Raw genomic sequence first — 14,016 nt, 5'->3', positions numbered from 1 at the left:
TACACACACCAGTGCAGTAGTAGAAGTACATGGTTAATGAATCAAAGGAGCTGTCCCGTCAAATTCATGACGTATGGGACAGCTCCTTGATTGTAATATATGTGTCATCCTAATCTTGAATGAGCCACTCCGCATAATGCCGCACGAAGAGAAACAGCGTTAATAGGATGCTTGTGTAATTCCAAAAACACTCACGAGTCTGCGTTCTTTACCTATTCTGCGCTCTCCGCAAGTGTGGCAATACGCTGAGCCGGATCATTCGTGTACTCTCCACCGTGATAACAGAGAACCTTATTAAGCTTAAGGTCGGTCAGTTTCTTCAGGCTTCGTAGCGCTTCAGGCATGTCCGGTGTCGCGGGTGGCGCAGGACCAACCAGTTCATCATCGACTACACGAAGTTCATCGGCAGCAAGAAGGAACTGCTGCTCTCCGAAATACAGGCTGATATGACCTGGCGTATGTCCCGGTGTATGAATGACCTGTGTACCGCCTTGAAGGGGTAATAAGTCTCCGTCCGCCAGTGTTCTGCTGATGTTCACTTCGGGCAGCTGCAAGAGCAGTTGATCTGCCAAAGCCAGAACAGGAGCAGGTAGCAGGGCACGGCGTTCAGGACTGAATTTGATCAAAGGTTTCTCACCGGTTAGATACGGGATCTCATCGGCATGTGCCCAGATTTCCAGATCGGGGATAGCATCCAGTAGAGCGCCCAGGTTACCGATATGATCGATGTCCTGATGAGTAATAATGACACGTTTGACGTCTGAGAGCTGCACGCCCTCTTGTTCCAATGCAGATTGAAGTTCAGCAAATTGTCCAATCATGCCTGTATCCACCAGGGTAACGCCATCTTCGTCACGAAGCATGATGGGGAATATGGGGTTTTTCCCTGAAGGTGTGGGAATATGAAGATGTAGTGCAGTAATCGAAGTTGTTGGATGGCTCATGGTTATCCGGACCGTGGTCCGGTACACCTCCTTTTCTTTTTTAGCGATGATTGCTGTTATTCAGGACGATTATATTTTAAATGTTTTCTATATTTTTTTACCGTATGGAGTAGCGCTTCGAACGTTTCTTCTTCATTACTACCATCCTTAACAACGGAGACAAATGAGAAGTTATCATGAACGAGCCTGTTTCTCGTCTGAAACACCAGACTGAGGGCCTCAGCAAAATGTTCCTTTTCGGATTCCAGGGCAATGAATTCTTTACTCAGTTCGGCTTGAATAATCTCCATATTGGAACGTGCACGGTAGGCAGGAGTTTTCATCAGCTGGGTTGAATTAAACTTTTTCTGATAGACGTGTTTGTACAGTTGATTTAACATTTGTTCAATAATGGCGCATAGTTCGATGACCAGTGAAGCATATCTTCGGTTTTTGCGTTTTCGGGTGAGTTCATGTGATTCTTCGTGGTCCAATATGCCGTATTGTTCATACAGCGTAGAATCGACGTTTTGCAAGATATCCTGATATTCCTGTTCGAGTAGTGCGATCTCAAGTTTGGCTTGTTTTTTAACTTTTTTGAAATCTTCTTTGGTCAGCATACTTGTCCTCCCATGGAAACCGAGATGTGATCCTATCATTATCTCATATTGTTCGTCGTAGTGCCTCTATTAAAGAATATATGGAACCTCGGGTTCAGAAGGGAATGACCTCATGGCTATTCAGACAGCAATTGTAACAGGAGCTAACTCAGGTATGGGGTTGGCAACCACCATTGAACTTGCAAGGCAAGGGTATAGTGTAATTATGGCATGTCGCAGTGAGAAGCGCGGACAGGAGGCTCTTCAGGAAGCTGTGCGTCAGTCCGGCTCTTCTGCGATTGAATTGATGCTGTGTGACTTAGGTTCACTCGAAAGTATACGCCAGTTTGCCCGCACATTCCGTGAGCGCCATGATTGCCTTGACGTTCTGGTTAATAATGCCGGGGTGGTTATGGTCAAGCGGAAGGAAACCTCAGACGGGTTCGAACAAAGTATCGGTATTAACCATCTGGGGCATTTCCTGTTGACCTTACTTTTGATAGAACCTCTGAAAGCTGCGAAGCAGGGACGGGTGGTGAACGTTTCGTCAGGTGCGTACAAGGCTGGTAAAATTCACTTCGAAGATCCACATCTGCACAAAGGTTATAATCCGATCAAAAGCTATGCTCAATCCAAACTGGCTAACGTGCTGTTCACGCGTGCATTGGCCCGCAAAATGTCAGGTACGTCTGTCACGGTGAACTGTCTACACCCTGGTGCGGTGGGAACGAGCATTGGCGTAGATCGCAATACCGGATTCGGCACACGTATTATGGCTTTTGTAGGCAAGCTTCCATTCTTTCTGTCGTCTGAAGAAGGGGCGCGAACGGCTGTCTATCTGGCCACAAGCCCTGAAGTTGTCGGAATCACCGGGCGTTACTATTATCAACAGAAAGAGCAGCAGCTGAAGGCACATGCCGTTGATGATGCTTCAGCTGAGCGTTTCTGGACCTGGAGCGAAGAACAGGTGGGGCTAAGAGATGACGAGAAGTTGTAATTCAGCACAAGCTGATGAGTGACCCATGAATAGAGTCGTTACATCTTTTATACTTTTGCTTTTACAGCTTGTTGAATCATTTCAATAACAGCTTCAATACGTTGAATGCCTTGATCTCCCTGACCGTATGCGCGGACAGAGGCGGATGAGGCATTTTTCTCATTCTCACCAAGTACGAGCGAGTAAGGCACTTTTTCCATCTGGGCTTCACGGATTTTGTACCCGAGTTTCTCACTGCGCAGATCTGTTTCTACCCGAATGCCCGCAACCCGGAGCTGGCTCTGTACTTGGAGCGCATAGTCTGCGTAATGATCCGACACAGGCAGCAGCTTCACTTGCACAGGTGCGAGCCAAAGTGGAAACGCTCCTGCGTAATGTTCAGTCAGAATACCGATGAAACGATCGATGGAACCATAGATAGCACGGTGGATTACGACCGGACGGTGTTTCAGGCTATCCTCGCCAATGTAAGTGAGGTCGAACTTCTCCGGCATTTGAAAATCAAGCTGGATAGTTCCGCACTGCCAGCTACGCTTCAGCGCATCAAGGATATGAAAGTCAATTTTAGGTCCATAAAAGGCACCGTCCCCTTCGTTAATGCGATACTCCACGCCCCGACGATCCAGAACATTTTGCAATGCGCGTTCCGCCTGATCCCACAGTTCTTCCGATCCCATGGAATCTTCCGGCCGAGTGGACAACTCAATCTTATATTCGAATCCAAAGATATCGTACATGCGTCCGATCAGTGAGATCGCCTGATTAATCTCGTCCTCGATCTGCTCTGGCATGACGTAGAGATGAGCATCATCCTGACAGAACGTCCGCACACGCATCATGCCATTCAGAGCACCTGAGAATTCATGACGGTGAACCTGACCGAATTCCATCATGCGAATCGGCAATTCGCGGTAGGAATGGAGTGTGTTTTTGAAGATCAGCATGTGACCGGGACAGTTCATCGGTTTGAGTGCAAAAGTCGCATCGTCCACTTCCGAGAAATACATGTTGTCCTTGTAATGCTCCCAGTGACCGGATTGCTCCCACAACCGGTTGTTCATCATGAGAGGAGTCCGAACTTCCTGATAGCCTTCCTGTAATTGCAGCTCACGGGAGAATTGCTCCAGTTCAGTACGAACAGTCATACCTTTGGGCAGATAGAAGGGCATGCCGGGCGCTTCTTCGGAGAACATGAACAGTTCAAGCTCTTTGCCGAGTTTACGGTGATCCCGTTTCTTCGCTTCTTCGAGCATGTGAAGATGTTCATCCAGCTGGGCTTTGTTCGGAAAAGCAGTGCCGTAGATGCGTTGCAGCATCTTATTATCCGAGTTCCCCCGCCAGTATGCACCAGCGACATTCAACAGCTTGAACGCTTTGATTCGACCAGTAGATGGAAGATGTGGACCGCGACACAGATCGAAGAACTCTCCTTGATCATAGATCGAAAGCTCGGCGTCCTCTGGCAAATCCCGAATAAGTTCAAGCTTGTACGGGTCCTGGATTTCTCCAAAGATGCGGAGGGCTTCCTCCCGACTAACCACCCGGCGACTGATCTTTTCATTTTCCTGAATGATGTTGTTCATTTCCCGCTCAATGGCAGCCAGATCACTGATGGACAAGGCATGCTCCAGATCAACATCGTAGTAAAAGCCATCTTCAATGACTGGTCCGATACCCAGTTTCACTTGTTCCGCACCGTAGATGCGTTTGAGGGCCTGTGCCAGCACATGTGCTGCGCTGTGACGATAACGAAACAGACCTTCCGCGCTATCCAAAGTAACAATGACGAGTTCGCAATCTTGCTCAAGCACCCAATCAAGATCGACATTCTGACCATCTACAATACCGCCAATGGCCTGTTTTCCAAGACTTGTACTGATGGATGAGGCGACCGCCCCTACAGTGATGCCTGCTTCGTAAGAACGTACCGCGCCACCTTGCAGACGGACCTCAATGAAATGACTGTATTGTTGCAGATCATTAGATGGTTTACTTCTTTCATTGCTTGACGGACTGCTTACCTGTTCGTTTACTTGACCACTTTTATTCGGTTTACTCATGTGAACCACTCTCCATTTCTTAAAATGAAAGCGCAAAAAACACCCGTCCCGGAAAAGGGACGAGTGCGCTTGGCTCGTGGTTCCACCCTAATTTGGTTATGGTGCACCCTGATCTCGACCAGCCGCCGTGAACAGGAAACATCATAACCCTCATTGGAATCCGTTATCGGGGATCAGACGGTGGACTCTACTGGCAGCATGCCGAACATCCGAGGGACGTCCGAAATGCTGAGGTTCGAGGTCACGGCTGCAGAGGGGTAATTCCGGTCCGTTCGCTGAAGAAGGTTTCACCAATCCCCTCTCTCTCTGGGCAGCACGCAAACGAAATCATGTCTCTGGTCATCGCCAAATATGTTAAATCAACTCATTAAAGTTATCCTGAAATGTGTTGCATTCAATATCAATATATTGGAACAGGTGTTATTGAGTGTCGATTATATAGACTGAGAATGGAAAGGTCAAGTGGAACATTTTAATTGGTTTCGGATGGGCCATCCCATATTAAGCGAATGATCGTTCCTTCACCAGGCGTGGATTGTACTTCAATCCGGCCTTTCATGGCTTCGATCAAACCTTTGGTTACCGCCATGCCCAGACCTGATCCAACATCTGATGTACCCGTATCTGTACCGCGATAGTATCGTTCAAATAACTTCCATACCGTCTCAGGGTCCATGCCTCGTCCATTGTCGGCAAACTGAATGCTGAATTCATCTGCCTGCTGACCAGAATGAACACTGACAACCAGGGTGGACTCGGGCGGATTATGAAGAAGGGCATTGGCGGTCAGATTATCCACGATTCGTTCAAACGACGGAATATGGACAAGGCCATACACAGGCACTTCGGAAGGTTGGAATATAATGCGAGCTTCCCCATATGCCGGGTTCCGTTCAGCGCGCTGGGTCAGATCACGGAGTAACGTATTTACGTCAGTCTCTTCCACCACAGGTTGATATCCTCCACTGCGTAATCGATAGGTCATGGCAAGGTCGTTCACAAGCCTGTCCATATACATGGATTTATCGAGCATAATACCCGCAAATTCCCTAACTTCCTCTTCAGTCCAGCTATATTTCACTGCCTCAAGCATGTGAGCATATCCCTGGATGGAGGAGAGGGGCGTCTTCAGATCATGTGTTATGCCAGCGATCCATTCCTCCCGCAGAGACTCGGTCTGTTTTCGAAGTTCTTCATCTTGCTTCAACGTGTGGGACAGGGCCTGCATGGAACGAAGCACTTCAGCATACACGTGATATTTCCGTTTCCACTTTCCGTTACGACGCTGACTGCGAGGCACTCCGAAGGCTCCGGTAGGTTCCTCATAATGTCCTCGCTCCAGACGTTGTAACCATTGGAGCATATGCAGCATGGGCGAGCCGAATCGGTTGGCATACCAGAAGGCAAGCAAAATGAGCAGAATGATGATGGATACGATCAATACAACCAATGCCGGTTCCAGGATAAAACGGTAGGGATTCTGATTCCCCGTAACATTTGGATCGCCGGGGATGCTAATCAACCAGGTGGTTTCATTCTTCTCATCGTACCACGTGGCAATAGACTTACCTGATCGACTTGGATAGCGAATTTGCAGAACCAATTCCTGAATGGTGTATTCGCTTGGTACACCCACAGCTGGTTTGTTAAAGGAGGAGAGCTCGCGTCCCGACGCATCCAATACTTGAAGATAGGCATTGGCAGCACGAAAGGCTTCCTCTTGGCCCGGTTGAAGATTAAACTTCCCGTTGGTGAGAGCGAGATCCGAACGAATATTATTCATGAGCGACTTGGCCGGGTTACTCTCGCCATACAACAAAGTGAAATTCTTCCCGTTCTTCTCCCGGATGAGCATGACAATCTGATAAGGGAAGGGCTTTTGATTTTCCCAGTATGCAATCAATTCCCCCGGTTTATAGTGAGTTGGGACATCGGCGGGAGTGTGGTAGTCATCAATGGCGTAGCCTTGTTCATCCAGCACTTGGAGCCAGCCTTGATATTTATCCACTTGCTTTAGCAATTTGGGGTCATATTTAATGGTATTATCTGGCATGAATTCTGCTGTATTAATCAATTGGTCCAGACCGTTAAGCGCAAAATCATCCACCAAATTCACTTCATTTACCTTTTGCACGACCCAGTAAGTCGCTAAAGACCCAAGCAGGATGATAAGAACGACTGCACCAGCAAGCATCCCGATAAACCGGGTCATTAACCTGCGACGAATACTCATGGGCGTGACACATGTTCCGGCTGAATCAGTTTGTAGCCCAGACCCCGGACGTTGACGAGAAATACTGGATTGGAAGGATCGGCTTCAATGCGCTCCCGAATGCGGTGAATATGCACCATCACGGTATTGTCATCACTAATGGCTTCAGAGCCCCAGACCCGCTCATATAGATCTGATTTGGTGAAAATGCGATTGGGATGCTTGCAAAAAAAGAGCAACAGTTGAAACACAAGTGCCGGACAGGATACGGATTCTCCTTCCACCCGAAGCTCACCAGCCCATTCCAGCACCTGGAATCGTCCAAAATCGTACACGCCTTCCGATGTGCTGGGAGATGACGTATTTACGTTAGATGGGACGTGATCCGAGATCGCTGCGGTTTTTGAAGGTAAATAACGCTTCAGTAATGATTTAATTCGAGCAACGACTTCCAGAGGATTAAAGGGTTTGGCAACATAATCGTCGCCACCGACGGCGAACCCGGTTAATTTGTCATAATCCGTTGTTTTGGCCGTCAGAAACAGGATAGGAGCATCGGTGACCTGACGTAGAAAAGGACAGATTTCCAGTCCACTTTTACCAGGAAGCATGATGTCGAGCACGATGCAATGATACGTCTTGTTGTTGCAGGCCTCAATGGCAGCTTCGCCTGTAGTAACGGTGTCAATATCGAGAAACTGCTCTTTGAGCAGCACGGTTTTGAGCATATGCAGAATAGCCTGTTCATCATCCACAAGCAGTAATGAGACGTTATCCATAGTTAAAACATGACCTCCTGATACTTCCTTTGTGATTATTGTTAATCATACCATCCAAGAGGGATGTATAGCGTACGAGCTATCTTAACGGAATCTTAATTATGCAGCCTCAGAAGGCATGGCAAGTTTAACTACATGTAAGTTGGGGTTAGACGAAGGATAAGACTCATTCTGTACACTTAATTGGAAAGTATAACGTTTAATAGAAGGGGTGTTGAGAATGAACAGAGAAGGTCATCTGAAATCAGAACAAAATACACATTCGAAATTACAGCATAGGAAGAACTGGAAGGTGCTTGCGATTACCCTTGGAGCTTGCGTGATATTGTCTGCTTGTAGCACCAGTAACTCCATTACATCCGATCAGGCAGAGCAGCAGTCAGCCGAACAGACTTCCAATAATAATGAATCGAGCGAGAACACCAATCAGGAGCAGAACCCAAGTTCAGAGGCGAGCACGATGGTTACACCGGACAATTTCATAGATACGTTGATGAACGGTTCGAAGGATGCGATCTATAGTCAGTTTTCTCCGGAATTGAAGGGAACGTTAACACTTGAACAGTTCAAAACGTCCGCCGATGGTTTTCTTGAGAGCGTTGAGTCGTGGGAACAAGTGGTAGACGCTGAAATGAATCAATTATCCGAACTTGCCTGGAAGGATCAAACAGGAACGAAAGGCATTCGAGCCTATTTTTCCGAAGAAAATCAGATTGAAGGTCTGTCGATCCAGCCGCTGGAAGCTCATGAAGACACAGATGCCATATTCACCAAAACGGAGTTCCAATTTCCCATGAAGGGCGAATGGTTTGTATTCTGGGGAGGCAATGATGTGTTGTCGAACTATCATTATGCGCATGAAACCCAACGCTACGCACTGGATATTGTTCGGACAAAAGAACAATCCAGTTATCAAGGCGATGCAACGGTAAATGAAAACTACTATGCTTTTGGTGAACCTCTCTATGCAGCTGCGGACGGAACAGTCGTCGAAATCAAGAACGATATTCCGGACAATGTACCGGGTGTCATGAATCCGGAAGAGCCGGCGGGTAACTATGTGGTCATTGACCATGGGAATGGTGAATACAGCATCACAGGACATATCAAGGAAGGCAGTGTTTCGGTCAAAAAAGGAGATAAGCTCAAGCAGGGAGACCTCATCGGTGAGCTTGGTAATTCGGGTAACTCCAGTGAAGCTCATCTGCATTTCCAGGTATCGGACGGCCCGGATCTGTTCACATCTCGCTCAATCAATATTCGCTGGGCAGACCAGAGCCAGCATTTAACTCGTGGGAATACGGTGCAAGGACTGCCTGAGTAGTAATTGAGTGATTCCTCTGTCAGAATGTAAGGGATGACGAAGACTTCTCTTCTCCGTTATAATATCTTCTATAATTAGAGGTTTGATCTGGAATGATGGAGGAGTAGCGATGAAGCTGGAAGATGTGCAGATTGAATATGCGCGCCTGGAGGATTTGCCGAGGATTGTGGAAATTTATAATTCCACCGTTGAGAGCCGCATGGTGACAGCGGATTTGGAGCCGGTGACGGTGGAGCAACGTGTTCCGTGGTTCGAGGAACATTCACCGGAACATCGTCCGCTTTGGGTGATGAAGCAGGCAGGACAGGTGGTAGCCTGGGCGAGTCTCAGCTCGTTCTATGGACGCCCTGCTTATAATGGAACGGTGGAAGTCAGTGTATACGTGGATCAGCAATGCCGCGGTATTGGGGCTGGCGGACGATTGCTTGATACTGTATTTGCGGCATGTCCTGCGCTTGGCATTACGACGATTCTCGGATTTGTCTTTGGACATAATGAACCGAGTCTCGGGTTATTGCGCAAGCATGGTTTTGAACAGTGGGGGTATTATCCCGAAGTGGCTGTGCTGGATGGTGTGAATAGAGATTTGGCGATTTTGGGCAAAAAAATATAAGTGCTGTGCTTATTTGTGAGATAAGAACGCTGAAAACCTCCAACCTAGGTTATAGGATTGGAGGTTTTTTTTTCGTTCAACTATATTCTTCGCTATGTGAACGTGGAGGTTGTGTTTATACACCAAGTTGATGCTTAATTCCTTGGATCTGTCCCAGATGGCGTTCCTCATGATAACTTGCAAAGTCAATCCATTGGGTAAGATCCATCTCACCGAATACGGGATGAGAAAAGGACTTGCTGCGTAGCAGGTCGGGTTCATGGTCCAATGCAAAGTTGTTAAGCGCTTGATGGGATTCGTCCAGATCACTGCGTACGTCTGCGAGTGCTTCAGGCGCTGCTGGAGGCTGAAGATGGGGCGGTGCCTCAATGGAGCGGCTACGGTCCAATGTTAGTTCATAAGGTTTTTTGTCCACAGATACGGTTTGTTCCTTCTCCAGCGCAAGACGAGCTTGTTTCCCAATGACATGTTCCATCAGATTCAAATGACGCAGTACTTGCATGATACTCCATTGTTCGGGTGAAGGTTTTCGGTTCAGTTGTTCTTCTTCGAGTCCCGAGACGCTTTCCCAGATTTGGTTGCGTATATCGTCATTACGAGTAAACATTGTATAATCCTCTCCTTATATATGGGTTCTGTGATGATGGTAGTCTGTGTATGTTCATTACCCCAAATGTGGATGCTTATCCTATAAGCATAGAGAATGGAAAGAATGAATGCGAACCATGGATATGATTGACCTTGTTAGATGCAATTGATGTAAAATAAAAAAGCCGTTCTCCATGAACGGTTCATTTCAACTATTATGAAATCCAAAAAAAGATTGACGGCCAGACCCCGGCAAACTATAATCGGTAACAAGTAACTTGATATGTAAGGAGTCCTGACATGATATGTTAGTAATCGACGAGGTGTATCACCATACAGCATTGCAAATATCATCGTCCGATTTATTGTACCTTATCCAACGGCTGAAGGTCAAAAAAGAAAATGAGATTGAAACGCTCAAGCAGAAGATCGAACAGTTCGAACAAAAGCGTCGAGCGGAAGAGGTCGCCTATCAATCGTTATCAACCGTACGCAAATGGTTCGCGGGACACCCTGCATCCCATCACCAGGCGGTAGAGTATATGGTGCAGGTGAAGGAACGCTTCCGCAAGATGGAACAGATTCGCAGACGCATACGTGAATTGGATCAGATCGCAGAACGAATTAAACATCCGGACAGCATTGAGCGGGACGAGATTGAGCTTGCGCCCGATACAATCCGTGAGCTCAGACAGCTTAGTGAAACGGAGGATGTACAAGCATGACTTTGGAGACGTTAAGCACCGGGATTGATACGGTCTGGGTCGTACTGAGTGCAGCGATGATTTTATTAATGGAGGGTGGATTCGCCCTGCTTGAGGCTGGCTTTGTGCGTTATAAAAATAGTGTGAACATTATTATGAAGGTTTTTGCTGATATTACAATTGGAACGTTGCTGTTCTATGCGATCGGTTTTGGACTGATGTATGGTTCGGACGTTGGTGGTTTTGCCGGAGTAACGGGCTTTTTCCTTAATGGGGATTTATCTCATCTGGATGTACCGGTATCTCTGGAGACATTCTGGTTGTTCCAGGCTGCCTTTACCATTGCCGTTATTTCCATCGTTTCAGGAGCAGTGGCAGAGCGGATCAACTTCCGTGCTTACCTCCTGTATATCATATTGATGACGGCGATCATCTATCCGATTGGTGGACACTGGGCATGGGGCGGCGGCTGGCTTAGTCAGCTGGGGATGCAGGACTTTGCCGGTTCTGCTGTCATTCATGCGCTTGGGGGATTCTCGGCACTGGCTGCTGCGATTATCATTGGTCCGCGTAAAGGGAAGTACACGCCACTCGGCGTAAGTGCCATTGCACTTCCGAGCAATCTGCCGCTGGCCTCTGTAGGTGCATTTCTGCTATGGTTCGGCTGGTTTGGCTTCAATGCCGGCAGTACGCTGAGTGCGACGGATGTAAGGATCGGTCACATTGCAATTGTTACAATGTTATCTGCGGCTTCGGGTGGTGCGGTTACGTTACTGTACACCTTGTTCCGCTTCAATCGTTCAGATGCACCATCGGTCATTAATGGTTCGCTTGCGGGACTGGTTGGCATTACGGCAGGCTGTGCATTTGTTGGCGATGTAGCAGCGATATTCATTGGGGCAGTATCCGGCTTATTGATGATGGCTGTAACCAACTGGCTGGACCGTCGTCAAATTGATGATCCGGTTGGTGCTTTCCCGGTGCATGCCGCATCCGGAATGTGGGGAACGATTGCTGTAGGTCTGTTTGCCACGGATGGTGGGTTATTCATGGGCGGAGGCTGGAGGTTGCTGGGTGTTCAGGCACTTGGTCTTACAGCCCTGGTCATCTGGGGATTCGCCATGACCTGGATCGGCTTGAAGCTGATTGGCAAAATTGTACCTGTACGTTCGACGGAAGAAGAGGAAGATCTGGGTCTGGATATTAGCTATCATGGTGTGATGGCAGCCCATCAAGCCCATGAATTCCTGGATGGTGAGGAACATATGCGTGCTTACCAGGAAAAGTCTTCTGATCCGAATCGTTAAATGAAATATAGGATAAGGAAAGGGACTGACAGGGGATGTCAGTCTCTTTTTTTGCTAGAAGCAGGGAAAGACGTCCGGGCGGAAGAATATACAGGTGTGAACCTGAATATGTCTCAGCATAGGTGTATTGTCTGAAGGGGAGGATCTATATGATTAAGCCAGAACAATGTGAACGTCTGACCAGAAAAGCCCGTAAAACACTTGAGGAATATGGTTTGGGAGTCGCTGCCGATCTGTTGTTATCTTCAAGTCGCTGGGGAATCCGCCTCGATGTATCCACAGTGGACGAATATCGCAGAACAGGAAACTCACGTGTAGGTGGACATCCGGATTTGCCAAGTCGCATGGAGTGGCCTGTAACACAAGAGGGGGTACCCATGACTTTCCTGGCCCAGCTGAACCTGGTGGATTTGTCGCCGTATACGCCGAATGATGGGCGCGGGACTTTGCCAGAACGGGGCATGTTATACTTTTTCGTTGGCACGGATGAATCGGCCTGTCCCATTGAACATCGTGTGATTTTCGAGCCAAGTGCTCATAACCTGATAAGGCGAGAGCCAGAAGGAGATACCGCGCTGGATGGAGCCCCGTTTGTTGCCCATTCGGTGACCGTACTGCCTAATCTTGAGTTTCCTACATATGCATATATAGACGCCAACGCGCTGAACGAGCTCTCGCCTCCGCGGCATGAGACCGATGAGACTGAGGCGGAAGTGAATCTGTATGACCGATACCTTGAATTCGAGTCGAGCTGGAATCATCCAAGTACGCTGAATTGGGGTGGGATGTTTGGATATCCTGATGGGCAACATCCGGATGCCGAGCATCGGGCATTATTACAGATCACGCTGGGAGAAGAGTACAGTTATAACGAGCAGGAATGTGAGAAGAAGCTGACCAAGCATTACGGCGGAGATGAGGATCGGACATGGCAGGAACTATCCGATACGCTGCTGCTGTTGAAGATAGATACACATGATGCCATTGGTTTCCAATGGTGGGATTGCGGGGAACTGCAATTTTTCATTCGCAAGTCCGACTTGGAGGCTGGACGATTCGAACAAACGTATTGTTCGTTATACTCAAGTTGAGCGAAGATTTGAAATCAAATAGGCAACAAAATGTCCTGAATCCCGTCTATATGAAGGAGGAAGGACTTTTTTGTTCGTAAATGGTTAGATTTGGTGTGTAGTTTGTTTATATATTAAGGAGGGATATCTTGGTTGATAACCGATCATATGTTCTGTATAATGGGATAAAAAGGAAGTGTATCTGTTGATTCAATCTGCGTTCAAACATATTGATGTGGCAGTAACATCGTTAATTGATATATGTGATCAGCTGTCTGAAGAAGATTTGGCTTTGACGCCAATTGAGGGCAAACGGCCTGTTGGTGAACTGCTGTCCCATCTGTCTGTGATCTGCCGAGCGGATGTCTATATTTCCGAAGGTGCATCGGAAGAAGAGATGGCTTTATTTTATGAGGAGAACCAGGTTCATTCCCTCAGTCAGATCAAGCAGGCTCTGATTGATAACCAGATGTATCTGTACCAAAGATACAGGCAGTATAACACCGAAGAATTGCTGCATGTGACAGACTCGTACTGGGGAGCTTCCTATAGTCGGCTGGAGTGGTTGCTTGAGATTATGGGACATGTGTATCATCACAGGGGACAATTATATACGATGCTGACCCTGACGGGCAAAGAACCCAAATCAGTGCTTTTTAAATAGAAAGGTATTATTTACTACAAGACATACGGTAATGATAGGAACGGATAGAATACATATAAGCATGTTATAGGGAACATCATGGGTTAAAGTGGGGATAGACCGACGATACTACACGCTATACGTGGAACAACAGAGGATTCCGACAAGATTGAACGTTGTCCGTGAAGATCATGATG

Annotated in this window: 13 protein-coding genes; 7 read left to right on the top strand and 6 right to left on the bottom strand. The window is 47.4% G+C overall.

Going from position 1 to position 14,016, the window contains the following annotated elements; translation table 11 throughout:
- Window positions 1–212: 212 nt before the first annotated feature.
- Window positions 213–944, bottom strand: coding sequence for an MBL fold metallo-hydrolase (locus tag OM416_RS15390; protein ID WP_264930647.1), 732 nt, complete (start codon window positions 942–944; stop codon window positions 213–215).
- Between the two features lie 56 nt (window positions 945–1,000).
- A complete protein-coding gene (locus tag OM416_RS15385) occupies window positions 1,001–1,543 on the bottom strand; it encodes a hypothetical protein (protein WP_264930645.1) in 543 nt (180 codons plus the stop codon).
- A 112-nt stretch (window positions 1,544–1,655) separates the two neighbouring features.
- Here OM416_RS15385 and OM416_RS15380 point away from each other — a divergent pair, with 112 nt between their 5' ends.
- A complete protein-coding gene (locus OM416_RS15380; RefSeq protein WP_264930642.1) occupies window positions 1,656–2,519 on the top strand; it encodes an SDR family oxidoreductase in 864 nt (287 codons plus the stop codon).
- Window positions 2,520–2,566: 47 nt separating this feature from the next.
- Here OM416_RS15380 and thrS read toward each other — a convergent pair whose 3' ends face one another.
- The 3 genes from thrS to OM416_RS15365 form a co-directional block, all read right to left on the bottom strand.
- Window positions 2,567–4,579: a threonine--tRNA ligase gene (gene thrS / locus OM416_RS15375; RefSeq protein ID WP_264930640.1), complete on the bottom strand. Its 2,013-nt coding sequence runs from the start codon at window positions 4,577–4,579 to the stop codon at window positions 2,567–2,569.
- Window positions 4,580–5,051: 472 nt separating this feature from the next.
- Window positions 5,052–6,812 carry a sensor histidine kinase gene (locus OM416_RS15370; RefSeq protein ID WP_264930638.1) on the bottom strand — a complete coding sequence of 587 codons (1,761 nt, stop codon included), beginning with the start codon at window positions 6,810–6,812 and terminating at the stop codon, window positions 5,052–5,054.
- Window positions 6,809–7,570 (bottom strand): response regulator transcription factor, encoded by a 762-nt coding sequence (locus OM416_RS15365; RefSeq protein WP_091015214.1) that lies wholly within the window; start codon window positions 7,568–7,570, stop codon window positions 6,809–6,811. The genes OM416_RS15370 and OM416_RS15365 overlap by 4 nt, the downstream gene beginning before the upstream one ends.
- A 220-nt stretch (window positions 7,571–7,790) precedes the next feature.
- Between OM416_RS15365 and OM416_RS15360 the strand changes: the two genes are divergently transcribed.
- Both OM416_RS15360 and OM416_RS15355 read left to right on the top strand, forming a co-directional pair.
- Window positions 7,791–8,894: a M23 family metallopeptidase gene (locus OM416_RS15360; RefSeq protein ID WP_264930632.1), complete on the top strand. Its 1,104-nt coding sequence runs from the start codon at window positions 7,791–7,793 to the stop codon at window positions 8,892–8,894.
- Window positions 8,895–9,003: 109 nt separating this feature from the next.
- Window positions 9,004–9,507 (top strand): GNAT family N-acetyltransferase, encoded by a 504-nt coding sequence (locus tag OM416_RS15355; RefSeq protein WP_264930630.1) that lies wholly within the window; start codon window positions 9,004–9,006, stop codon window positions 9,505–9,507.
- Window positions 9,508–9,622: 115 nt separating this feature from the next.
- On the opposite strand, the gene OM416_RS15350 is transcribed toward OM416_RS15355, so the two are convergent.
- Window positions 9,623–10,114 (bottom strand): DinB family protein, encoded by a 492-nt coding sequence (locus tag OM416_RS15350; RefSeq protein ID WP_264930628.1) that lies wholly within the window; start codon window positions 10,112–10,114, stop codon window positions 9,623–9,625.
- 286 nt (window positions 10,115–10,400) lie between these two features.
- Here OM416_RS15350 and OM416_RS15345 point away from each other — a divergent pair, with 286 nt between their 5' ends.
- From OM416_RS15345 to OM416_RS15330, 4 genes are all read left to right on the top strand, one after another.
- Window positions 10,401–10,820 carry a hypothetical protein gene (locus tag OM416_RS15345; protein ID WP_264930625.1) on the top strand — a complete coding sequence of 140 codons (420 nt, stop codon included), beginning with the start codon at window positions 10,401–10,403 and terminating at the stop codon, window positions 10,818–10,820.
- Window positions 10,817–12,106 (top strand): ammonium transporter, encoded by a 1,290-nt coding sequence (locus OM416_RS15340; protein ID WP_264930623.1) that lies wholly within the window; start codon window positions 10,817–10,819, stop codon window positions 12,104–12,106. Before OM416_RS15345 ends, OM416_RS15340 begins: the two co-directional genes overlap by 4 nt.
- Window positions 12,107–12,255: 149 nt before the next feature.
- Window positions 12,256–13,197, top strand: a complete 942-nt coding sequence (locus tag OM416_RS15335; RefSeq protein WP_264930620.1) for a YwqG family protein — start codon at window positions 12,256–12,258, stop codon at window positions 13,195–13,197.
- 184 nt (window positions 13,198–13,381) lie between these two features.
- Window positions 13,382–13,840, top strand: coding sequence for a DinB family protein (locus OM416_RS15330; protein ID WP_264930619.1), 459 nt, complete (start codon window positions 13,382–13,384; stop codon window positions 13,838–13,840).
- Window positions 13,841–14,016: the final 176 nt, after the last annotated feature.

The sequence above is a fragment of the Paenibacillus sp. LS1 genome, assembly GCF_026013365.1.
Classification (GTDB): Bacteria; Bacillota; Bacilli; order Paenibacillales; family Paenibacillaceae; genus Paenibacillus.
Note: the sequence above shows the minus strand (reverse complement) of the source record. Positions and strands in the feature narration are given on the sequence as shown.

Bases quoted from the DNA above. Each gene is read 5' to 3' on its own strand.
- OM416_RS15350 (WP_264930628.1), bottom strand. From the start codon at position 10,114: ATGTTTACTCGTAATGACGATATACGCAACCAAATCTGGGAAAGCGTC.
- OM416_RS15365 (WP_091015214.1), bottom strand. From the start codon at position 7,570: ATGGATAACGTCTCATTACTGCTTGTGGATGATGAACAGGCTATTCTG.
- OM416_RS15380 (WP_264930642.1), top strand. From the start codon at position 1,656: ATGGCTATTCAGACAGCAATTGTAACAGGAGCTAACTCAGGTATGGGG.
- thrS (WP_264930640.1), bottom strand. From the start codon at position 4,579: ATGAGTAAACCGAATAAAAGTGGTCAAGTAAACGAACAGGTAAGCAGT.
- OM416_RS15360 (WP_264930632.1), top strand. From the start codon at position 7,791: ATGAACAGAGAAGGTCATCTGAAATCAGAACAAAATACACATTCGAAA.
- OM416_RS15335 (WP_264930620.1), top strand. From the start codon at position 12,256: ATGATTAAGCCAGAACAATGTGAACGTCTGACCAGAAAAGCCCGTAAA.
- OM416_RS15370 (WP_264930638.1), bottom strand. From the start codon at position 6,812: ATGAGTATTCGTCGCAGGTTAATGACCCGGTTTATCGGGATGCTTGCT.
- OM416_RS15340 (WP_264930623.1), top strand. From the start codon at position 10,817: ATGACTTTGGAGACGTTAAGCACCGGGATTGATACGGTCTGGGTCGTA.
- OM416_RS15385 (WP_264930645.1), bottom strand. From the start codon at position 1,543: ATGCTGACCAAAGAAGATTTCAAAAAAGTTAAAAAACAAGCCAAACTT.
- OM416_RS15345 (WP_264930625.1), top strand. From the start codon at position 10,401: ATGTTAGTAATCGACGAGGTGTATCACCATACAGCATTGCAAATATCA.
- OM416_RS15355 (WP_264930630.1), top strand. From the start codon at position 9,004: ATGAAGCTGGAAGATGTGCAGATTGAATATGCGCGCCTGGAGGATTTG.
- OM416_RS15390 (WP_264930647.1), bottom strand. From the start codon at position 944: ATGAGCCATCCAACAACTTCGATTACTGCACTACATCTTCATATTCCC.